Source organism: Nonomuraea phyllanthi (assembly GCF_006334985.2).
GTDB classification, from domain to species: Bacteria; Actinomycetota; Actinomycetes; order Streptosporangiales; family Streptosporangiaceae; genus Nonomuraea; species Nonomuraea phyllanthi.
This window is the reverse complement of sequence record NZ_VDLX02000008.1, coordinates 300,675-320,894: the sequence shown is the minus strand read 5'-3', so window position 1 is coordinate 320,894 and position 20,220 is coordinate 300,675. Positions and strand designations below refer to the sequence as shown.

At 72.2% G+C, this 20,220-nt stretch carries 18 protein-coding genes and 4 tRNA genes; 12 read left to right on the top strand and 10 right to left on the bottom strand.

All coding sequences use genetic code 11. The features are described 5' to 3' along the window. Window positions 1-72 precede the first annotated feature (72 nt). The 3 genes from FH608_RS23155 to FH608_RS23145 are packed head-to-tail and all read left to right on the top strand — an operon-like array spanning window position 73 to window position 2,927. Window positions 73-750, top strand: coding sequence for a response regulator transcription factor (locus FH608_RS23155; RefSeq protein ID WP_226899799.1), 678 nt, complete (start codon window positions 73-75; stop codon window positions 748-750). Beyond that, window positions 747-2,156: a sensor histidine kinase gene (locus FH608_RS23150; protein WP_226899798.1), complete on the top strand. Its 1,410-nt coding sequence runs from the start codon at window positions 747-749 to the stop codon at window positions 2,154-2,156. Before FH608_RS23155 ends, FH608_RS23150 begins: the two co-directional genes overlap by 4 nt. A 27-nt stretch (window positions 2,157-2,183) precedes the next feature. After that, window positions 2,184-2,927: an SDR family NAD(P)-dependent oxidoreductase gene (locus FH608_RS23145; protein WP_139632651.1), complete on the top strand. Its 744-nt coding sequence runs from the start codon at window positions 2,184-2,186 to the stop codon at window positions 2,925-2,927. 42 nt (window positions 2,928-2,969) lie between these two features. Here the strand turns inward: FH608_RS23145 and FH608_RS23140 are convergent, their stop codons facing one another. Both FH608_RS23140 and FH608_RS23135 read right to left on the bottom strand, forming a co-directional pair. Beyond that, window positions 2,970-3,998 carry a M48 family metallopeptidase gene (locus tag FH608_RS23140; protein ID WP_193318571.1) on the bottom strand — a complete coding sequence of 343 codons (1,029 nt, stop codon included), beginning with the start codon at window positions 3,996-3,998 and terminating at the stop codon, window positions 2,970-2,972. Between the two features lie 236 nt (window positions 3,999-4,234). Beyond that, window positions 4,235-4,309 (bottom strand) — tRNA-Val (locus FH608_RS23135). A 480-nt stretch (window positions 4,310-4,789) separates the two neighbouring features. On the opposite strand from FH608_RS23135, the gene FH608_RS23130 reads away from it, so the two are divergent. Further along, entirely contained in the window at window positions 4,790-5,206 is a 417-nt protein-coding gene (locus FH608_RS23130) for an SsgA family sporulation/cell division regulator (RefSeq protein WP_103958541.1), read from the top strand. Between the two features lie 4 nt (window positions 5,207-5,210). Here FH608_RS23130 and FH608_RS23125 read toward each other — a convergent pair whose 3' ends face one another. Beyond that, window positions 5,211-5,831 (bottom strand): DUF305 domain-containing protein, encoded by a 621-nt coding sequence (locus FH608_RS23125; protein WP_139632649.1) that lies wholly within the window; start codon window positions 5,829-5,831, stop codon window positions 5,211-5,213. Between the two features lie 227 nt (window positions 5,832-6,058). On the opposite strand from FH608_RS23125, the gene FH608_RS23120 reads away from it, so the two are divergent. Continuing rightward, window positions 6,059-7,279, top strand: coding sequence for an LVIVD repeat-containing protein (locus tag FH608_RS23120; protein WP_226899797.1), 1,221 nt, complete (start codon window positions 6,059-6,061; stop codon window positions 7,277-7,279). Between the two features lie 23 nt (window positions 7,280-7,302). On the opposite strand, the gene FH608_RS23115 is transcribed toward FH608_RS23120, so the two are convergent. The 4 genes from FH608_RS23115 to FH608_RS23100 form a co-directional block, all read right to left on the bottom strand. Further along, complete coding sequence (locus FH608_RS23115) at window positions 7,303-9,189, bottom strand: serine/threonine-protein kinase (protein ID WP_139632647.1); 1,887 nt, start codon at window positions 9,187-9,189, stop codon at window positions 7,303-7,305. An 80-nt stretch (window positions 9,190-9,269) separates the two neighbouring features. Further along, window positions 9,270-10,100, bottom strand: coding sequence for an aminotransferase class IV (locus FH608_RS23110; RefSeq protein ID WP_193318570.1), 831 nt, complete (start codon window positions 10,098-10,100; stop codon window positions 9,270-9,272). Next, window positions 10,067-11,110, bottom strand: a complete 1,044-nt coding sequence (locus FH608_RS23105; RefSeq protein WP_139632646.1) for a chorismate-binding protein — start codon at window positions 11,108-11,110, stop codon at window positions 10,067-10,069. The genes FH608_RS23110 and FH608_RS23105 overlap by 34 nt, the downstream gene beginning before the upstream one ends. After that, entirely contained in the window at window positions 11,077-11,994 is a 918-nt protein-coding gene (locus tag FH608_RS23100) for a LysR family transcriptional regulator (protein ID WP_139632645.1), read from the bottom strand. The genes FH608_RS23105 and FH608_RS23100 overlap by 34 nt, the downstream gene beginning before the upstream one ends. On the opposite strand from FH608_RS23100, the gene FH608_RS23095 reads away from it, so the two are divergent. Continuing rightward, on the top strand, window positions 11,993-13,219 hold the full coding sequence (locus FH608_RS23095; RefSeq protein WP_317135576.1) for a Rid family hydrolase: 1,227 nt from the start codon (window positions 11,993-11,995) through the stop codon (window positions 13,217-13,219). The genes FH608_RS23100 and FH608_RS23095 overlap by 2 nt on opposite strands. Here the strand turns inward: FH608_RS23095 and hutH are convergent. From hutH to FH608_RS23080, 3 genes are all read right to left on the bottom strand, one after another. Further along, window positions 13,200-14,750 (bottom strand): histidine ammonia-lyase, encoded by a 1,551-nt coding sequence (gene hutH, locus FH608_RS23090; RefSeq protein ID WP_139632643.1) that lies wholly within the window; start codon window positions 14,748-14,750, stop codon window positions 13,200-13,202. The two genes, FH608_RS23095 and hutH, sit on opposite strands and share 20 nt — an antisense overlap. 16 nt (window positions 14,751-14,766) lie before the next feature. Next, window positions 14,767-15,474: an ArsR/SmtB family transcription factor gene (locus FH608_RS23085; protein WP_139632642.1), complete on the bottom strand. Its 708-nt coding sequence runs from the start codon at window positions 15,472-15,474 to the stop codon at window positions 14,767-14,769. Between the two features lie 91 nt (window positions 15,475-15,565). Continuing rightward, the gene (locus FH608_RS23080; RefSeq protein ID WP_139632641.1) at window positions 15,566-16,120 is read right to left on the bottom strand and encodes a hemerythrin domain-containing protein; all 555 of its coding nucleotides are present in this window, start codon (window positions 16,118-16,120) and stop codon (window positions 15,566-15,568) included. Window positions 16,121-16,231: 111 nt separating this feature from the next. Here FH608_RS23080 and FH608_RS23075 point away from each other — a divergent pair, with 111 nt between their 5' ends. The 6 genes from FH608_RS23075 to mreC all read left to right on the top strand — a co-directional run bounded on the left by FH608_RS23075 (window position 16,232) and on the right by mreC (window position 19,973). Continuing rightward, the gene (locus FH608_RS23075) at window positions 16,232-17,428 is read left to right on the top strand and encodes a hypothetical protein (protein WP_139632640.1); all 1,197 of its coding nucleotides are present in this window, start codon (window positions 16,232-16,234) and stop codon (window positions 17,426-17,428) included. 150 nt (window positions 17,429-17,578) lie between these two features. Then, a tRNA-Gly gene (locus FH608_RS23070) sits at window positions 17,579-17,650 on the top strand. Window positions 17,651-17,665: 15 nt separating this feature from the next. After that, a tRNA-Cys gene (locus FH608_RS23065) sits at window positions 17,666-17,736 on the top strand. Window positions 17,737-17,741: 5 nt separating this feature from the next. After that, window positions 17,742-17,816, top strand: a tRNA-Val gene (locus tag FH608_RS23060). A 175-nt stretch (window positions 17,817-17,991) separates the two neighbouring features. Further along, a complete protein-coding gene (gene mreB, locus FH608_RS23055) occupies window positions 17,992-19,203 on the top strand; it encodes a rod shape-determining protein (RefSeq protein WP_139632639.1) in 1,212 nt (403 codons plus the stop codon). Beyond that, a complete protein-coding gene (mreC, locus tag FH608_RS23050; protein ID WP_193318569.1) occupies window positions 19,200-19,973 on the top strand; it encodes a rod shape-determining protein MreC in 774 nt (257 codons plus the stop codon). Before mreB ends, mreC begins: the two co-directional genes overlap by 4 nt. The last annotated feature ends 247 nt before the right edge of the window (window positions 19,974-20,220 follow it).

Sequence of the window (20,220 nt, the reverse complement as noted above, 5' to 3'; positions counted from 1 at the left end):
GGCCGGTCGGCCGCCGGTCAGCCACCCGAGTGGATCTGGCAATTCCGGCGGCGGTGGTGTAACCGTGGTCACGTGGCTGCTACATCGAGTACGGCCCGCCGGCTGCTGATCGTCGAGGACGACCGCGAACTCGGTCACATGCTGGTCGACCTGTTCACCGAGCAGGGATACTCCGTCGACCTCGCCATGGAGGGGCAGCGCGGCCTGCACCTGGGGCTGAGCCGCCCGTACGACGCGCTGATCGTCGATCGCGGCCTGCCCGCGCTCGACGGCATCGACCTGCTGCGGCGGCTGCGCCGCCAGGCCGTCACCACGCCCGCGCTCGTGCTGACCGCCTTCGGCTCGCTGGCCGACCGGGTCGCGGGGCTCGACGCGGGCGCGGAGGACTACCTGGTCAAGCCGTTCGAGATCGAGGAGCTGCTGGCCAGGGTGCGGGCCCTGCACCGCAGGAACATCGACCAGGCCACGCTCCTGCCGCTCGGCTCCGGCTGGCTCGACTCCGAGTCGCAGATCGTCCGGCTGCCGAGCGGGGAGCAGGTGGCGCTGTCGGGCCAGGAGTGCCGGCTGCTCAGCGCCCTGGCCGCCCGGCCGACGCAGGTGCACACCCGCACGTCGCTCCGGCAGCGGGTCTTCGACGGTGCCGAGAAGGAGTCGATCGTGGACACGTACGTCTACTACCTGCGCAACAAGCTGGGCGCGGGGGTCGTCTGCACGGTCCGGGGCGTCGGCTACCGCCTGGGCGCGCTGTGATCCTGCCGAAGCGGCGGCTGCCGCCCGGGCGCGTCGTGAACCCGCCGGAGCGGCGGCCTCCGAGACGGGGCGCCCTCGCTCGGCTGCAGGCCGACGAGCAGGGCCACGCGGTGGAGCGGCGGCTGCTGAGGCGGGCCCGCCACCGCCTCACCGTGCAGGTCGCGGGCGCGATCTCCGTGCTCCTGCTCCTCGTCGGCGTGCTGGTCTTCTGCTTCATGACGCACCAGCAGTCCGACGCGGCGCGACGCGACCTCGCCGCCGCCGTGTCCGGCGGGTCCCTGGCCCACCCTCCTCCCTGCGTGTGGCTCTACGAGGTACGCGACGGCGCCGTACGCAGCTCTCCCGGCGCGCCGCGCGAGCTCCCGGTGAGCCTGGCCGCGACCTCCTCGGCGCTGGTCGAGGAGGTCCAGGTCGCCGGGCGCGCCTACCTCATCCGTACGCAGCGGCGCGGCGACACGACCGTCCAGGCGGCGATGGACCTGCGCTACCAGGCCGCCGAACGCGGGCGCCTGCTGCGCACCCTCGGCGCCGCCGAGATCGCCGGGCTGGTGGCCGCGCTGCTGGTCGGCCAGGTCATCTCGCGCCGGGCCATCGCGCCGCTCGGCGAGGCCCTGGCGCGCCAGCGCCGCTTCGCCGCCGACCTCAGCCACGAACTGCGCACCCCGCTCACCCGCCTGCACACCCGCGCCCAGCTGCTGTCCCGGCGGATGCGCGGCGGCACCGACCCCATCCTGCTCATCGACGAGGTCGACCACCTCGTCACCGGCAGCGGCCAGCTCGGCGAGGTGGTGGCCGACCTGCTCCAGTCCGCGCAGTTCCAGCAGCTGCGCCGCCCCTTCGGCCCGGTGGACCTGGCGCTGCTGGCCTCGGAGCTGGCGGTGGCGGAGAACGCCCGGGCACAGGCGCGGGGGGTGACGATCGAGGTGCGGAGCGAGGGACCCGGCGACCACGTGGTGCTCGGCGTCGAGTCCGCGCTGCGCCGCGTCGTCTCGGCCCTGCTCGACAACGCCCTTGGCCACACCCGGTCAGGCGGCCACATCTGGCTGACCCTGTCCAGGGACCACCCCGGAGATCACCCCACCAGGAACTCTTCCAGCGACCACGCCAGAAATCACCCCAAAGAGGGCTGTGACACCGTCGTGCTCACGGTCAGGGACGACGGAACGGGACTGGACCCGGCACACGCCGAACGCCTGTTCGCCCGCTTCGTGGGCGGCGGGTTCGGCCTGGGGCTGGCGCTCGTGCGCGAGGTGGTGGCGGGTCACCACGGCACCATCACCGCCGACGGCCGCCCGGGCGCGGGCGCCACGTTCACCGTCCGCCTCCCCGCCGCCCCGGCCGGCGCCGCCGCCCCCGTGGCCCCCACCCGACCGCGAGCCGGTCTGGGAGGGCTCCTGCGGCCGTGATCGCGGGGCCCTGCTAGCGTACGGCGAATGAGTGGGCGCGCGGTTCTGGTCACGGGCGGGTCGAGAGGCATCGGACGAGCGGTCGCGGCGGCGTTCGCCGCACAGGGCGACCGGGTGGCGATCCACCACCGCGACTCCGAGAAGGACGCGCTGAGCCTCCTGGCGGAGCTGCCCGGCCAGGGACACACCGTCGTACGCGCCGACCTCGCCGACCCCGAGGCCGTGCGCCGCATGGTCGACGAGGCGGCCGGCGCGCTGGGCGGCATCGACGTCCTCGTCAACAACGCCGGCGTCTTCCTCGCCCACCCGATCACCGAGACCTCCTACGAGGAGTGGCAGGCGACCTGGCGGCGCACCCTCGACGTCAACCTCGTGGGCCCCGCCAACGTCACCTGGTGCGCCGTCCGCCACATGCCCGCCGGAGGCCGGGTGATCAACGTCTCCTCGCGCGGCGCGTACCGCGGCGAGCCCGACAGCCCCGCGTACGGGGCGAGCAAGGCGGGACTGAACGCGCTCGGCCAGTCACTCGCCATCGCCCTCGCGCCGCGCGGCATCGCGGTGGCGGGGGTCGCGCCCGGCTTCGTCGAGACCGACATGACGAACGAGCACCTCAAGGCGCCGCGCGGGGCGGAGATCCGCGCCCAGAGCCCGTTCGGCCGGGTGGCCCGCCCCACGGAGATCGCCGCCGCCGTCGTCTACCTCGCCTCCCCCGCCGCCGAATGGGCCAGCGGCGCCGTGCTCGACCTCAACGGCGCCTCCTACCTGCGCTGAGGCCCGGGGCGTGGGGGCGCGCCGCCGCGAAGCAGGGCCGGTTCAGCGGTAGAGCGCCCCTCGGGCTGCATCTCTGACGGACTTGGCCACGCGGTGAGCGGCCTGCTCCAGCTCGGCCTGGACCTTCTCCACGTCCGCCGCTTCGATCTCCCCCTCCATGCAGGGCAGCCGCCGGACCCGCTCCATCCGCAGATACGTCGGCGGATGCGTGACGTCCACGCGGGTCCTCTCCTCCCGGGCGGCTTGGCGGCGACGTTCCACCTCCTCCTCCGGGACCGCGGTCACGCCGGCCCGCAGATCGCCCCACAGATCCGACGCCCGTACGACGGCCGCGCTCGGTTCCAGGAAGTCCTCGGCCGACGGCGTGCGGGTGGTGAACGCGTCGAGCATCGAGACCATGGCCCGCGAGCCCGCCACGCGCGCGCCCAGCTCGTCCGCCCGGTATTCAGCACGCTGCGATGAGCGGTACATCAGCAGTTCCAGCACGAGGATGAGGAGCCGTACGGGAAGACCGGCCAGCGCCAGCAGCGCGCCGGCCATGCGATAGTCCAGACCCCTGTCATCGTGCGGGTCGAATCGCGTTATTTCGTATAACTCCACGAGGGAGTGCAGCGCGGTGCCCACGACGAGCCCGTGCCTGGCGTCGCCGTTGCCGAAATGGGCCATCTCGTGGGCGAGAATGGCGACGCGCTCCCGCGGCGTGAGAATCAGCCACAGCGGATAACCGATCACGACCAGCTGCCGGCGCCGCCATCCGTAGGTGGTGACCGCCGCGTTCACCATGCCGTTGAGGGCGACGATATTGGCTCTCGGAGCTCCCACCCGATCGGCGATCCGGTCGAGCAGGGCGTACAGGTTCGGGGCCTCCTCGCGGGTCAGAGGCTGGATGTCAGGGGGGAGCCGGGGAACGCGGGGGCGGACCAGCCAGGCGAAGCCGAGAGCCACGACCCCTGCGAGCAGCGCGAAGACCGTCATGCGGGACAGCAGGTATACGCCGATGACGAGAAAGGCCGGACCGAGGAGATGAACCAGGCAGGCCACGACATAGGAGGCGATATGTGCCAGACCCACCGATAAGCCCGACGCCGGAAATGACCTAGAGGACATGACACAGCACTGTGGCAGAGCGCGAACACGTCGGAGTCACGATCCAGTCTTCATGCCGGCGTGCTGTTCGATCAGCAGGCCGGCGCGATCGTCATGGATCGGATCTTCCCAGGTAACGACCATGGAGATGGACTGTCACTCAGTTAGTCACTTGGAAGATCAAAGGGCCACACCTCGTGTTGAGATGTGGCCCTTGACTGTGGTGGGCGATACTGGGATCGAACCAGTGACCTCTTCGGTGTGAACGAAGCGCTCTCCCGCTGAGCTAATCGCCCGCCCTGCCGGCCCTCGCGGTGCCGACGGGGAAAACCATACCGCACTCTGGCGCCTGCTGGCGAAGCGAAGCGGTCGGGTGATGGTTCGGAGGGGGTGCAGGGGGTTGCCGGGGCGAGTTGGAGCGGCGACGGGGAGGGATTCGGGTGAAACGCGGCGGTTGCCCATCGGCACGGCGGGTCGGTGGCATACCATCGTCCTGTCCCGGTTGGCATCGGTCGCGATCTTTTGGCAAGAAACGTTCATGGTCGGCGCGCCGGGACTGGCTCCGCAGCACGCAAAACCCTTGTAAATACGACCCGATTGATGCCGTTTAGCCTGGTAGATGCCTAAATGTCCAGCTGTGATGTGCGTTACAGAAGGCCCTTGGAGCGGAATCTTTCCTACTGGTTTCTTCGTTCCGCGTCATAGCTCAGGACGAAGTCCGTCAGAGCAGTGAAAGCCCCGAAGAGGGGACCTACGACGAAAAGGTTTGGCTGACGATGAACAGCACCACCGTCTCCGCCGAGCTTGGCCTTCGGCTTGTGGTCCCCGACCGTACTACCGTCCCCCTGCTCGCCGGACTGAGTTACACAGCCGACGATCCGTACGCCATCCGCATGGCCTTCCACGTAGGGAACGACGAACCGGTCGAGTGGATCTTCGCCCGCGAGTTGCTGACCGTGGGCATCGTCAGGCGTGTCGGCGACGGCGACGTGCAGGTGTGGCCGGCGCGTGCCGACGGCGAGCGCACCCTGCACATCAGTCTCACCTCCCCGTTCGGGCAGGCGCTCTTCGAGGTGCCGCTGGCGCCGCTCACCGAGTTCCTCCATCGCACGTACGAGAAGGTGCCGGCGGGCCGGGAGACCGACTACATGGACCTGGACGCCGAGCTGACCAACATGCTCTGGCCGTCCTGACGGCTCAGGCGGGCATGTCCTCCAGGACCTTCCGCATCCGGGCGATCTCGATGCTCTGACCCGAGTACACGTCCTTGGCCAGCAGGCGCATCCGCTGGTCGCGCCCGGCTGCGAGTTCCTCCCCCGCCATCTTCACCGCGCCCTCGTGGTGCCGGGTCATCAGCTGCAGGAACATGCGGTCGAAGGCCGTGCCCCGGGCCGCCCGCAGCGCGTTCAGCTGTTCCGTCGTGGCCATGCCGTACGCCGCCGCCTGCTGATCCTCGTGCTCGTGCGCGGCGGGGGGCCGCCGGCCCAGTTCGGCCAGCCAGCCGGTCATGGTCCTGATCTCCGGGGTCTGGGCGGCGGTGATCTGGCGGGCGAAGGAGCGGATGGTGGCCGTGGTCGTGCGGTCGTCCACCAGCGCGGTCATCTCCAGGGCCTGGCGGTGATGCGGGATCATGGCCTCCGCGAAGCGCACGTCCGCGGCGACCGTCGGCGCCGGCGTCTGCCCGACCCGCTCTCCCGGCGTCGCGGTGCGGCCGGGCGCTCCCGGGCTCCCCGGTACGATGACGGGCGCTTCGGTGCCCACCGGGTCGGGACCGGCGGGGGGCTGCTGGGAGCAGGCGGCGAGGACATACGTGGTCATAACAATCGTGATGAAGACCGTGCGCGGCCGCGAATCTCCTGACATAGCTTCCATGGTGAGCTACGAGACAAAGGGGATGCGCGTTGATCTCTGCCATGTTGCGCGGAGCGTTGTTGTGCACGGTGCTGCTGGTGACCTCCGCGTGTGCGGGGAACGAGCAGCCATCCGGGGAGCCGACGCCCGCCTCCACCGCGACGCAGGGGACCGGCGCTTCCTCGGATGAGGTCATGACGAGCGAGAACGTCAAGCTCGTCGCCAACCTGCCGAGGACGGCCCCGCTGAACGGCGAGGAGGATTTCAACACCGACCTGGCGTTCCAGGGCGACTACGTGTACGTGGGCAACTTCGGCGGATTCGCGATCTATGACATCGCCGACCCCACCAAGCCTCAGCTCGTGAGCCAGGTGGCCTGCCCGGCGCAGCAGAACGACGTCACCGTGTACGGTGACCTGCTCGTCCTGTCGGTCGACCACCCGGTCGGCGGTCCCGAGTGCGACGCGAGCGACGGCCGCGAGTGGGAGGGCCTGCGCATCTTCAACATCAGCGACAAGAAGAGCCCCGAGTACGTCGGCGCGGTGGCGACCGAGTGCGGCTCGCACACGCACACGATGGTCCCCGCCGGGGAGACGCTGTACGTGTACGTCTCCTCTCCCGGCCCCGAGCCCGACTCGGCGACCTGCCCGGCACCCCACGAGCTCATCCAGATCGTAGAAATCCCGACAAAGGCCCCCGAGTCCGCAAAAATCGTGGCGAAGCCGAATATCTTCCCTGAGCGGCATCACTCCGAGCTCGCCTCCGGCTGCCACGACATCACCGCGTACCCCGAGAAGAACCTCGCCGCGGCCGCCTGCTTCGGCGACGGCGTGCTGCTCGACATCTCCGACCCGGTCAACCCGAAGGTGCTCCAGCAGATCACCGACACGGAGAACTTCCAGATCTGGCACTCGGCGACCTTCAACAACGACGCGACCAAGGTCGTCTTCAGCGACGAGCTGGGCGGCGGCGTCCAGGCCACCTGCGACCGCACCACGCCGTCCACGAAGGGCGCCGACGCCGTGTACGACCTGGTCGACGGCAAGCTGGAGCGGCGCGGCTACTTCAAGATCCCCCGGGAGCAGCAGCCCGACGAGAACTGCGTGGCCCACAACGGCTCGCTGATCCCGGTGCCGGGCAAGGACATCATGGTGCAGTCGTGGTACCAGGGCGGCGTGTCGATCTGGGACTTCACCGACTCCGCCGACCCGAAGGAGATCGGCTACTTCGAGCGCGGCCCCTACCCGGGCGGCGGCATCGCGGGCACCTGGTCGGCGTACTACTACAACGGCTACATCTACTCGAGCGACATCCGGGAGGGGCTGGACGTCCTGCGGATCGACGACCCGCTCACCGACCCGGCCAAGCAGGTCAAGATGGACGATTTCAACGTACAGACCCAGAAGTCGTACTGATCCCCCAAGGCCCGGGGGACGGTTCAGCGTGGCGCCGCGATCCTGTCCCCCTCGCGCCACTTCTTGTACGTCGTGGCGTAGGTGGAGGCCAGCTCCGTGCCGCTGATGGACACGCGCCAGGACAGCAGGAAGCTCTTGGGCCGGTTGGCGGCGTCGAGTTCGAGGTTCCAGCTCAGGCGGGTGTCCTCCAGGTCGCTCAGCTTCCAGCCCGCCGGGCCCGCGAGCTGCTGCTGGATGGTGGTTGGGGCGTTCTGCGTCAGCAGGCCGCCGGAATAACGGCGGCCCGCCCTGCTGACCCCCGTCGTGTGCGCGACGAGGGCGAAGACGACGCCGGGAGCGGACATGGCGACGATCATGTCGATGTAGGCCCGGCCGTCGTGCTCGGCGTCCACCCCGAGGCGCTTGCGGTCGATGTACAGGTCGTGCGAGCTGGCCGCCCGCATGACCACCTCCATCGGCTCCAGGCCGGGGGCGGTGACGTGCATGTCGAAATCGCAGCTGCCGTCGCTGTATCCGGCGTCGGGCAGGAAGCGGATCCGGCCGCTCGCCGTGGGCTGGAAGTCGCTCTGCGAGAGGCCGCCCTCGAACGTCATGTCGGCCATCGGGCGCACCGAGATCGCGGTCTCCATGGCGATGGCGAGCTTCTGGCCGTTGGCGGGCGGCGCGGTGATCGGTTCCTCGGCCGCCGGGGAGTCGCTCGGAGTCGCGTCCTGCCCGGTCGGGGTCCCCGCTTCTTCTGAGGGGGTGCCGGTTTGGGGCGGGGCCGTCGTGCTGCCCGCTCCGGTGGCCGATAAGGCCGTCGTCCCCGGACCCTGGGGTACGGATCGCGCGCCGGCGGACGTGCGCCACCACACCACACCGCCCGTGGCCAGCGCCGCCACGGTGACCGAGCCCAGCCCGAGCAGCACGGCCCGCCGCCCCACCCGCCCGTCCGCCACCGCCCCTGGACCGGCCGTGTCCTGGCCGGGCACGCCCGCGCTCGCCGGGGAGGGTACGGGGGCCGGGGTGGAAGGCTCGTGCCCGGTGGCGGAGTGCGCCGCGGAGGCGCCGGGTGGCAGGGTGCCGAGGCCGGACGCGACGGAGCCCGGGACGGCGGGGCCGGAGGGGGCGGACGACGACAGATCGGGGGATTCGCCCAGGAGCTCCAACAGCACCGTGCGGGCGGTGGGCCGCCGCGCGGGGTCCTTGGCCAGGCAGCGCAGCACGATCCCGCGCAGCGGCTCCGCGAGGTCGCCCAGGTCCGGTTCGCCGTTCAGGATCCGGTACGCCACCGCCGGGAACGTGTCGCTCCCGAACGGCGGCCGGCCCGTCGCCGCGAACGTGATCGTCGAGCCCCACGCGAACATGTCCGACGCGGGCCCCACCGTGGACTCCGAGAGCTGCTCCGGCGACATGTACGGCGGCGTGCCCATGGCCGTGCCCCTGGTCGCGGAGGCGTCCACCAGCCGGGAGACGCCGAAGTCGATCACCCGGGGCCCGTCCGGCCCCAGCAGCACGTTGGCCGGTTTGAAGTCGCGGTGCACCACCCCGGCCCGGTGGATGGCGGCCAGGGCGGTGACGGTGCCGATGGCGAGCCGGGTCAGAGCGGCGCCGCGCACCGGCCCCGCCGAGGACAGGGCCGCCGACAGGGCGGGGCCGTCGATGTACTCGCTGGCGACGTACGGCGGGTCGTGGTCGAGGTCGGCGACCAGCACCCGGGCGGTGCAGAACTCGTCGACCTTCCGCGCGGCGGCCAGCTCGCGCGCGAAGGCCCGGTCGATGCCGCCGGTCATCACCTTGACGGCGGCCCGCCCGCCGTCGGGCGACTCGGCCAGGTAGACGACACCCTGCCCGCCCTGGCCGAGGCGGCCCACGACGCGGAACTCCCCCACTGCCGTGGGGTCACCGGGACGGAGCGGACCGACTGCCACACATGCCTCACAAGATCAGTTGCGGGGCACGAGCGTACCTCACCGCCCGGCGGTGAGCCGCCGCGAAGCCCGGTGGGTGCTCAGGGATTGAGGTCGGCCGCGGAGCGCTCGGCGAAGACGCGCATGGCCTTCGTGGTGATCGGGCCGGGCGCGACCGGCAGCTCCGTGTCGTCGACCAGCTTGATCGGCTGCACGTCACGGGTGGTGGAGGTGAGGAACGCCTCCTCCGCCTCGTACAGGGCCGACAGCGGCACGTCGGTCTCCTCGGCGCCGCACCATTCGAGCACCAGCGCCCGGGTGACCCCGGCCAGGCAGCCGGACTCGAGCGTCGGGGTGAGCAGGCGCCCGTCGCGGACGATGAAGATGTTGGAGCCGGTGCCCTCGCAGAGGTTGCCCGCCAGGTTGCCGAAGATGGCCTCGCCGCCGCCGCGCTTCTTCGCGTGCAGCAGGGCCTTGGCGTTGTCGCCGTACGAGGTGCTCTTGACCCCGGACAGGGCGCCGCGCTCGTTGCGCGGCCAGGGCACGACGGCGACGTTGGCGGTGGCCGGGAACGGCTTCTGCTCGTCCACGATGACGACGGAGGTGGTGCCCTGGTTGCCGCGGTCGGAGCCGAGCGGGCCGGGGCCGCTGGTGTAGGTGACGCGGATGCGGCCGAGCGACCAGGCGGGCGCGACCTCCAGGAGCTTGCCGATGCCGTCGGCGATGGCCTCGACGTCGGGCTCGGGCAGGTCCATGCGCTGGGCGGAGAGCGCCAGCCGGTCGAGGTGGCGGGTGAGCGCGAACGACCGGCCGTCCACGATCTTGATCGTCTCGAAGACGCCGTCGCCGACCATGAGCCCGTGGTCGAACACCGACACGCTGGCCTGCGCGGGGTCGATCAGCTCGCCGTTGACCCAGACGGGGATGTCCATTCATTTCCTCCTGTGGATGCCAGTGAGATGAGCCTGGCTGCCTTGAGCTCGGTCTCGAGCCATTCGCGCCCGGGGTCGCTGCCCCAGGTGATGCCCGCTCCTGTGCCGAACCGGATCTCGCCTCCCGAGATCCAGAACGTGCGGATGCCCACGGCCAGCGCCGCCCGGCGGCGGTCGGCGTCGACCCAGCCCACGGCCCCACAGTACGGCCCCCGGGGGGCTGGTTCGAGCTCATTGATGATGCGCAGGGCCGATGACTTGGGCGCGCCGGTGACGGAGCCGGGCGGGAAGGTGGCGGCGAACAGCTCCGGCCAGCCCGCGCCCGGCGCCAGCCTGGCCCGGACCGTGGAGACGAGGTGGACGAGCCCGGGATGCTCCTCGACGGCGCAGAGCGCGGGCACCTCGACCGAGCCGACCGCGGCCACCCGGCCGAGGTCGTTGCGGACGAGGTCGACGATCATCACGTTCTCGGCGTAGTCCTTCTCCAGCAGGTCGGCGGCGGTGACGCCGGTGCCCTTGATGGGCCCGGACTCGACGACGTCGCCGTCGCGCGACAGGTAGAGCTCGGGCGAGGCCGAGACCACGCTGAGCCCGGGGACCCGGATGAGCGCGGAGTAGGGGGCCGGGTTTCCGGCGGCCAGGCGGGCGGCCAGGGCGAGCGGGTCGGCGTCGGGCGGGACGGGGGCGGTCAAAATCCGGCAAAGGTTGGCCTGGTAGACCTCGCCGCGCTCGATGGCGGAGCGGATGGCGCGCACGCCGCGCTCGTAGGCGGCCCGGTCGAGGGAGCTGCGCCACTGCCCGGGGCGCGGGCCGTACCAGGGGGCGGCGGGCGCGGGCATGGGCCACTCGCGCACCCGGTCGAACCGGGCGCACGTCACCTTGCCCTCGTAGTCGACGACGACGGCCCACCAGCCCTCGCCGTCGAGCGCGGCCAGGTCGGAGGTCACGTCACGCAGCCCGGTCGCGCACAGACCGCCTAAAAAGGCGAAGCCGTCGTACACGCTTCCCATTCTCCCAGCATTTCGGCGAGCTCCAGCGCCGCGGGCAGTGGCGTCTCGGGCAGAGCCGCGTACACCTTGCGCGCGGGGGCCATGCCCCGCAGTGGCCGCAGCACCAGCGCGGGCGGCACGGCCCGCGCGGCGAGCTCCGGCACGAGCGTCACGCCCAGCCCGGCCGCGACGAACCCGAACTTGCCCGACCATTCGGCCACCCGCGGCCCGCCGCGCGGCCTGAAGCCGGCCGCCGCGCACGCGGTCACCAGCAGCGTCGGCTGCCCGCGCGGGGCGGCCTCGATCCACGTCTCCCCGGCGAGGTCGCGCAGGTCCACGTCGGCGTCGCCGGCCAGCGGGTGCCCGCCGGGCAGGGCGACGTAGAGCCGGTCCTCGCGCAGCAGCACCGTACGGGGGGCCTCGGCGGGCAGCCCGGCCGGGTAGTCGCTGATCACGGCCACGTCGAGCGCGCCCGCGCGCAGCCGGTCCATCAGGCGGGCCGTGAGCCCCTCGGTCACGCGCAGCTCGACGCCGGGCCGCCGCTCGGTGAAGCGCCTGAGCGTGCCGGGCACCAGGTCGACGTTGGCCGTGGCGAAGGCGCCGACCCGCAGCGTGCCGCCCCACCCGCCGTGGATGGCGGCCAGTTCCTCGCCCGCGCGCTCCAGGCGGTCGAGCACGGCGACGGCGTGCCGGTGCAGCGCCTCGCCGGCGGGCGTCAGGCGCACCCCTCGGGCCAGGCGCTCGAAGAGCGGCCCTCCGGCGGCGCGCTCCAGCGCGGCGACGCGGCGGGAGACCGCCGACTGGGTGTAGCCGAGCAGCTCGGCGGCGGCGGTGAACGAGCCCTCGGCGGCGATCTCGTGGAGCAGCCGCAGGGCTCCGGGGTCGAAGGCATTCACATCACGCATGGCTGGTATGCAATCTAGTCGTTTGTGGAATGCCTGGCACTGCCGATTCACTGAACGCGTGATTGCTTTCCTCGGACAAGGACGCATGGGCGTCCTCATGGCCCGGCGGCTGGAGCCGGCCGGGCACAAGGTGACGGCGTGGCGGCGCGGGACGGGCGTGACGCCCGCGGCGGCGGTGGACGGCGCGGAGCTGGTCATCACGATGCTCAGCGACCCGGCCGCGGTGCGTGAGGTGCTGTCGGCGGCGCTGCCGGGGCTGCGGCCCGGCGTGACGGTGGTGGAGATGTCCACGATCGGGCCCGAGGCGGTGCGCGAGCTGCGCGCGCTGCTGCCGCCCGAGGTGGGGCTGGTGGACGCGCCGGTGCTGGGCAGCGTGGGCCCGGCGGCCGAGGGCACGCTGACCGTGCTGGCCGGTGGCGACGTGTCGGGCTGCCGCGAGGTGCTGTCGGTGTTCGGAAGCGTGCGGGAGCTGGGCCCGCTGGGTTCGGGCGCGGCCATGAAACTCGCCGTCATGAGCGCGCTCGTGCCCGCCCAGGTGCTGCTGGCGGAGACGTTCGCGTACGGCGTGGCGCACGGCGTGGACCGTGACGCGCTGATCGACGTGCTGTCCGGCACCCCGCTGGGCACGCTCGCGGAGCGGCTGCGCGTGCCGCCGACGGAGACCCGCTACTCGCTGGCCCACGCGGCCAAGGACCTGGAACTGGCCGCCTGGGCGGGCGCGCCGGTGGCCGGCGCCGCCAGGGCCAGGCTCCAGGACGCGCGGGCGGCGGGGCTCGGAGAGCGCGACGTGACGGCCATCGCCGAACACGTCGGAGGGGGTACGCGCCCCCGCGCGGTCCCGGTGAACGTGGCGACGGTCCCGGCCACGAACGGCGCGTACTCGCACGCCGTTCGCGCCGGTGACCTGCTCTACGTCTCCGGCCAGGCCGCCTTCGACGAGCAGGGGAACGTGGTCGGCGAGGGCGACATGACGGCCCAGGCCGAGCACGTCTTCCAGGTCGTCTCCCGCATCCTCGCCGATCAGGGGGCGACGTTCGGCGACATCGCGTTCATCCGGACGTACCTGACGGACATGGACAAGCGCGTCGAGTACGGGCGGGTCCGGCGGAAGTACATCACCGGCACGCCTCCGGCCAGCACGACCGTGGAGGTGCCGAGGCTGTTCATGCCGGGCCTGCTGCTGGAGGTGGACCTCGTGGTCGCGCTCACGCCAGCGGGCCGGTGACCGACTCCGCCGCCGCCACCACGCCGCCGTCGGCCACCAGGCGCACGGCGCAGTCGATCTCCGGCGCCAGGAACCGGTCGGGGCCCGGCGCGGGCACGGTCTCGCGCAGCGCCCTGACCACGGCCGCCGTCGCGGGCGCCGGCTCCAGCGGGGCGCGCAGGTCGAGCGCGCGGGCGGCGGTGAGCACCTCGACGGCCAGCACGCGGGTGAGCCCGTCGACCGATCTGCGCAGCTTGCGCGCCGCCGACCAGCCCATGGACACGTGGTCCTCCTGCATGGCCGAGCTGGGGATGGAGTCGACGCTGGCGGGCACGGCCAGGCGCTTGAGCTCGGAGACGATGGCCGCCTGGGTGTACTGGGCGATCATGTGGCCCGAGTCCACGCCGGGATCGTCGGCCAGGAACGCGGGCAGCCCGTGGTTGCGGGCCACGTCGAGGAACCGGTCGGTACGCCGTTCGGACATCGAGGCCAGGTCGGCGGCCACGACGGCCAGGAAGTCTAGCACGTACGCCACGGGCGCGCCGTGGAAGTTGCCGTTGGACTCGACGCGGCCGTCGGCCAGCACGGCCGGGTTGTCCACGGCGCTGGCCAGCTCCCGTCCGGCCACGGTGGCGGCGTGCGCGATCGTGTCGCGGGCGGCGCCGGCCACCTGCGGGGCGCAGCGCAGGGAATAGGCGTCCTGGACGCGGGTGCACGCCTCCGGGTCGCGGTGGCTGGCCATGATGCCGGAGTCGCGCAGGACCGCGGTCATGTTGGCGGCGGACAGGGCCTGCCCGGGGTGCGGCCGGAGGGCCTGCAGCTCGGGCATGAACACCCGGTCGGTGCCGAGCAGCGCCTCCACGCTCATCGCGGCGCTCACGTCGGCGGTCCGCACCAGCCTGGTGAGGTCCTCGATGGCCAGGATGAGCATGCCGAGCATGCCGTCGGTGCCGTTGATGAGGGCCAGGCCCTCCTTGGCGGCCAGCTCGACGGGCTCGATCCTGGCCTGCTTGAGCGCCTCGCCGGCCGGCAGGAGGGTGCCGGACGCGTCGCGCACGACGCCCTCGCCCATCAGGGTCAGGGCGACGTGCGCCAGCGGCGCGAGGTCGCCGGAGCAGCCGAGGCTGCCGTACTCGTGCACGACCGGGGTGATGCCCGCGCTGATCAGGGCGGCCAGGGCCTTGGCCGTGGTCGGCCTGACGCCGGTGTGGCCGGTGGCCAGCGTGTGCAGGCGCAGCAGCATGAGGGCCCGCACCACCTCGGTCTCGACCTCGGGGCCGTTGCCGGCCGCGTGGGAGCGGACCAGGGAGCGCTGCAGCTGGGCGCGGAGCGCCGGGTCGATGTGGCGGGTGGCCAGTGCGCCGAACCCGGTCGAGATGCCGTACGCGGGCTGCGGGCTCTCGGCCAGCTCGTCCACCCGCTGGCGGGCCGCGGCGATCGCGGCCAGGGCGTCGTCGGTGAGGCGTACGGGTGCTCCGTGACGGGCGACCTCGACGACGTCGCCGAAGGTGAGGGGTTCGGGACCGACGTTCACGACTCCGTTGTCGCGCATGGTGTCTCTCTCGTTGCTAGGTAACCGGCGTACCAGATGTTAGCTCCTTACCGGAGAACAGCGCCGACAACCCCTCCCTGCCCTCGTCGGTGAGGGCCACCGCGCGCGGCACCTTCCCGCGCACGTACCAGCCGCGTTCGAGGAGAACGCCGGTGATCGCCGCGCCCAGCGCGCCTCCGAGGTGCGACCTGCGCTCGGTCCAGTCCAGGCACTCGGGGGCGAAGCGCCTGCGCGACCGGCGCGCGCCCGCCACGTCCACGCCCAGGCCGGCCAGCAGCCGCTCGCCCGCGTCGGTCAGGTCGTGGGCGGCGAAGTAGCCGCCGTCCTTGAGCCGGTCGAACAGGCCCACGCCGGCCCGTCCCGCGAGGTGGTCGTAGCAGGTGCGGGCCTCCTCCAGCTGCCTGGCCTGCCGCGACTGGCGCAGCGAGCGCACGGGCGGGCGGGCGCTGACCCTGGCCAGCACCTCCAGCACCTCGGCCACGTCATGCCCGGACAGGCGGTAGTAGCGGTGGCGGCCCTGGCGCACCACGTCGACCAGCCCGCCGTCGAGCAGCCTGGCCAGGTGGGCGCTCGCGGTGGCGGCGCTCACCCCGGCCATCCTGGCCAGCTCCCCCGCCGCCAGTGCCCGCCCGCCGAGCAGGGCGGTCAGGATCGCGGCCCGCGTCGGGTCCGCGATGAGAGCGGCGACGGGCGCGATGTCGGCGTCATGAGCGATGTACTCCATGCCTCCGACGCTAGTACGCCGACATTTCGTCCCACGTCGAAGCGTCAGGCCCTCTGCCCATGCGGAAGTGCCGGCTCCCGCCGCGTGAAGGTCAGCCGTGCTTGCCGAGACCCTTGCGGATCATCTCCCGCGCCCGTTCCATCAGCGCGATCGGCGTGCCCATCAGCATGTTCTTGGTGGCCGTCTCGGTGCCGGGGTGCGGGCGCAGCGGCGCGAGGCTCTCGGCCGCCTTCACCGCCGCGGCCATGGCCCGCCGCTCGACCGTGGAGGTGCGGGCGCGCAGCTTGGCGAACTCGTACCGCTCCTCGCTGCGGGCGTGCACGGTCACGGCCGCGCGCAGCTCCTGGAGCCGCTCCCAGAACCGGGGATGGTCGACGCCGCCCTTGTGCAGCTCCAGCAGGAGCCGCTTGGCGCGGTTCTCCTCGTGCAGGCGGTCACCCACCACACCCTGCCCGTTGTCGAGCTTCCTGCGCGCGTACGGGTGGACGATCTCCTCCTCGGCCGTCTCGTGCACGGACAGCATCCGCGTCAGCCGGTCGAACGCCTCCTCCACGCGGTCCGGAGGCGCCTGCTCGACCTCGTCGAACAGGTCCCTGATCAGGCCGTGCTGGGCCATCAGCAAATCGATGACATCTTGTTCACCCACGTCGGCGCAGTACCCCGGCCCTCGCGGGGGCACGCTTCTCCTTACCGAACGCGGGCCGTTCGAGGACCGAACGCGGAGGTTGCCCGATATCGCCCCGGGTACGCGGGCGACATGGCCTTCGACCCACTCCGCGAGCGGGGCATCCCGCTGGACGAGCAGCCGCGCGACTGGCGGGCGCTGGACGTCCCGCCGATCGACCCCGACCACGCCGACCCGTACACGCGCTGCCGGATCATCGCGATGAACGGGATCGAGACGGAGGCGATCTTCTTCAGCCACCATCTCGCCCGGCACTGCCCCGACACCGGGCTGCGGCAGGAGCTGGCGAAGGTGCGCTCCATCGAGGCGCAGCAGCAGAAGGCGGTCAACTGGCTGCTGTCCGGGGTGTCGTCGGTGCTGGAGACCACGCTCGCCTACGAGCAGACGGCGGTGGAGCTGACGGCGTGGGTGGCGCGGATGGAACCGGACGCGACGTTGCGGCAGGCGTACCAGTTCGGGCTGCTGGAGCACGTCGACCACCTCTACCGGTACGCCAACCTGTACGAGACGCTCGAGCACCGCGGTGCCGACAAGATCGTGGACGGGCTGACCGAGGTGATGCCGGGGCGGCCGACGTCCCTGCACCACCGGGACCCGATGGACAACGTGCGCGAGCCGTACCGGAAGCGGACGACCGAGCCCCTGTCGCGCCTGCACGCGCTCACGGTCATGGCGGTCGAGCAGCAGACCATGAACTTCCACATGACCGCGGGACCCATGTTCGCCGAGCCGGCCGCCCGCCGGCTGTACCAGGAGGTCGCGCTGGTCGAGGAGGGGCACGTCACCCACTACGAGTCCCTGGCGGATCCGGGGGAGAGCTGGTGGGAGATGCTGCTCAACCACGAGTACAACGAGTGCTACCTGTACCACTCGTTCGTGGAGACCGAGTCCGACCCCCGGGTGCGGAGCGTGTGGGAACTGCACCTTGCCATGGAGCTGGAGCACCTGCGGCTGGCGGCCGAGCTGTTCAAGCGGTTCGACGGGCGCGACCCCGACCAGGTGCTCGCCCCGGCCTGCCCGCCGCCGGTGACGTTCGAGCCGAACCGGGCCTACCTGCGGGACCTGGCCGCCACCCAGGGCGAGCGCACCACGCTGGGCACGGGGTACGTCGAGGGCGTCCACGAGCGGTTCCAGCGGGCCCAGGAGACGATCATGGGCGGCGAGCCGGCGCCGTCGCAGCGGGTCGTCGAGGACAACCGCGCGGTCTCCGGCCAGGAGTACGTGCTGGAGACCGAGGGTCCGCGCCCGGCGGGAGTCACCAGAGCCTAGTGCCTCGCCTCGGAGGGCGCCTCCTTCGTCACGGGACGGCACATCGGGGTCAACGGCGGCCATACGTGAACGGCTCGGGCGTATTCCAGTTTGGGGACTGGGCCGAGATTCGCTAGAGTTCTCTCGTCGCCCGGTGTGAGCGGGGCGCACGCGGAAGTGGCTCAGTGGTAGAGCATCACCTTGCCAAGGTGAGGGTCGCGGGTTCGAATCCCGTCTTCCGCTCGGAGCTTCCGGCTCGGTGGCGTGGCCGAGAGGCGAGGCAGCGGCCTGCAAAGCCGTCCACACGGGTTCAAATCCCGTCGCCACCTCGTAAGGACGATTAGCTCAGCGGGAGAGCGCTTCCCTGACACGGAAGAGGTCACTGGTTCAATCCCAGTATCGTCCACCAGCTCCTGAGAAGCCCCAGATCCTGGGGCTTCTCGTCGTTTCGTCGTCAGCCCCCCGCGGGTGACCTGCCAGAACGTCGACGGATACAGAGATAAGACGTTTGTGGGCAAATCGCCTAGGGCAGCGCGTGTGCGGGCAGCGGTCCCCTGCCCTTCCCGGTCGAAAGGCTGCGGCACATGGCATTCGCATGGGGTCTTCTCGGTCATGACATAGCGGTCGATCTCGGCACCGCCAACACCCTCGTCTACGTCCGCAGGAAGGGCATCGTGCTCAACGAGCCCTCCGTCATCGCGATCAACCTGCACAGGAACACCGTCGTCGCCGTCGGCAGGGCGGCCAAGCGCATGGTGGGGCGCACTCCCCCGCACATCGCCACGATCAGGCCGCTCAAGGACGGCGTGATCGCCGACCTCGACGCCGCCGAGCGCATGCTCCGCATGTTCCTCCAGAAGGCGCATCCCAGCAGGTTCCTGGCCAAGCCGCGCGTCGTCGTGGCGGTGCCGAGCGGCACCACCTCCATCGAGCAGCGGGCCGTCAAGGAGGCCGCCTACGAGGCGGGCGCGCGCCGCGTGCACATCATCGAGGAGCCGATGGCCGCCGCCATCGGCGCCGGGCTGAAGGTCGGCGAGGCCACCGGCAACATGGTGGTCGACATCGGCGGCGGCACCACGGAGGTCGCCATCGTGTCCATGAGCGGCGTCGTGGTCGCCAGGTCGCTGCGGGTCGGCGGCGACGAGCTGGACGAGGCGATCATCACCCACACCAAGAAGGAGCACGCGCTGCTGCTCGGCGACCGTACGGCCGAGCGCCTGAAGATCGAGCTGGGCGTGGTGCGGCCCGCGCCCGTGCGCGAGTCCGACGCCCTGCCCCGGGGCCGGCACCGGGTCGGCGTCCCGCTCACCGCCGACGACGGGCCGGCGGTCGCCGTGGAGGAGGAGCCGCCGCCCGCGCCGCACCGGTGGAACCCGTTCCGGTCCAGGGCCAGGCAGCCCGACGCCGCCTCGCCCGCGGCGCCTGACGAACCGAAGACCTCCGCCCCGGTACGCGGCCGCGACCTGGTCAGCGGGCTGCCGAAGACCGCCGTCATCACCTCCGAGCAGATCAGCGAGGCCATCGAGGACCAGGTGCAGACCATCATCGACGCCGTGCAGGCGACGCTCGACCAGTGCCCGGCCGAGCTGGCCGGCGACCTGCTCGACAACGGCATCGCGCTGACCGGCGGCGGCGCCCTGTTACGCGGCCTGGCCGACCGGATGGGCGAGGCCACCGGCATGCCGATCCGGGTCGTGGACAAGCCGCTGTACTCGGTGGCGCTGGGCGCGGGCCGCTGCGTCGACCGCTTCCAGGCCATGCGGGACGTCCTGCTGCCCGAATGGTCCCGGCGGTGAGGCGGGCGTTCGTCCTGCTGGTACTCGCCTCGGGGGTGCTGCTCGTCGTGGTCGACCGTACGGTGACGCCGCTGGCTCCCGTACGGATGGCGGGGTCGGCCGTGTACGGCACGCTCCAGAACACGATCGGCGCGGTGAGCCGATCGGTCGGCGGGTGGATCGGCGGCTCCGCCGGCGGGGAGCGGCGGGTGCGGGAGCTGGAGGCGGAGAACGCGCGGCTACGGGCCGCGCTGCTGGTGGCGGAGCGCTCGGCGACGGCCTCGGGCGGGGCGGCGGCGGTGGGGGTCGCGGCGGTGGGGGTCGCGGCGCACGTGGTCGGGTTCGGGCGGGGGCGGCAGGTGAGCATCGACGCCGGGGCCGACGCGGGCGTGGTCAGGGACGTGACCGTGCTGAACGCCGACGGGCTGGTCGGCAAGGTCACCTGGGCCGGGCCCTCGACGGCCACCGTCTCCCTGGTCACCGGCGCGGGGTCGTCCGTGGGGGCGCGCATGGCGGGCTCGGGCGAGCTGGGGCTGGTCACGGGGGTGCCGGGGGACGGGACGTTGCGGCTGAGCCTGTTCGACCCGAACGCGCCGCTGAAGGTGGGCGACCGGGTCGTGACGCTGGGTTCGGAGGGCGGGCGGCCGTACGTGGCAGGGGTGCCCATCGGCACCGTCGCCGCGATCGAGCAGGCGCCGGGCGCGGCCACCCGCACGGCCCTGGTACGGCCCGCCGCCCGCCTGTCCGCCCTCGACCTCGTCACGGTGATCCTCCCGGAGCCGGACCGGTGACCGGCGGAATGCGGCCTTGCCCTGTCCTGGCCGCCCGGCCGAGCGATGCCCGTTGGCTGTCGGCCCGTGCCCGGACCGCCCTGCCGAGGGACCTCCGGGGGTCATCCTGGCCCGGCCGAGCGGCTCGGCCCAGGGATTGTCGGTGGTCATCGTGCCGCGCCCGGACCGCCCAACCGAGGGGCGCGCGGTGCTCACCGTCCTCCGGCCTGTCCGGGTTCAGGCGCGGGACAGGCGGTCGTCTTGCGAG

Coding starts and splice junctions, on each gene's coding strand:
- FH608_RS23145 (WP_139632651.1), top strand. CDS start 2,184: ATGAGTGGGCGCGCGGTTCTGGTCACGGGCGGGTCGAGAGGCATCGGA.
- FH608_RS23105 (WP_139632646.1), bottom strand. CDS start 11,110: ATGGGAAGCGTGTACGACGGCTTCGCCTTTTTAGGCGGTCTGTGCGCG.
- FH608_RS23120 (WP_226899797.1), top strand. CDS start 6,059: ATGACGAGCGAGAACGTCAAGCTCGTCGCCAACCTGCCGAGGACGGCC.
- FH608_RS23085 (WP_139632642.1), bottom strand. CDS start 15,474: ATGGAGTACATCGCTCATGACGCCGACATCGCGCCCGTCGCCGCTCTC.
- FH608_RS23075 (WP_139632640.1), top strand. CDS start 16,232: ATGGCCTTCGACCCACTCCGCGAGCGGGGCATCCCGCTGGACGAGCAG.
- mreB (WP_139632639.1), top strand. CDS start 17,992: ATGGCATTCGCATGGGGTCTTCTCGGTCATGACATAGCGGTCGATCTC.
- hutH (WP_139632643.1), bottom strand. CDS start 14,750: ATGCGCGACAACGGAGTCGTGAACGTCGGTCCCGAACCCCTCACCTTC.
- FH608_RS23110 (WP_193318570.1), bottom strand. CDS start 10,100: ATGGACATCCCCGTCTGGGTCAACGGCGAGCTGATCGACCCCGCGCAG.
- FH608_RS23100 (WP_139632645.1), bottom strand. CDS start 11,994: ATGCGTGATGTGAATGCCTTCGACCCCGGAGCCCTGCGGCTGCTCCAC.
- FH608_RS23125 (WP_139632649.1), bottom strand. CDS start 5,831: ATGACCACGTATGTCCTCGCCGCCTGCTCCCAGCAGCCCCCCGCCGGT.
- FH608_RS23095 (WP_317135576.1), top strand. CDS start 11,993: ATGGCTGGTATGCAATCTAGTCGTTTGTGGAATGCCTGGCACTGCCGA.
- FH608_RS23130 (WP_103958541.1), top strand. CDS start 4,790: ATGAACAGCACCACCGTCTCCGCCGAGCTTGGCCTTCGGCTTGTGGTC.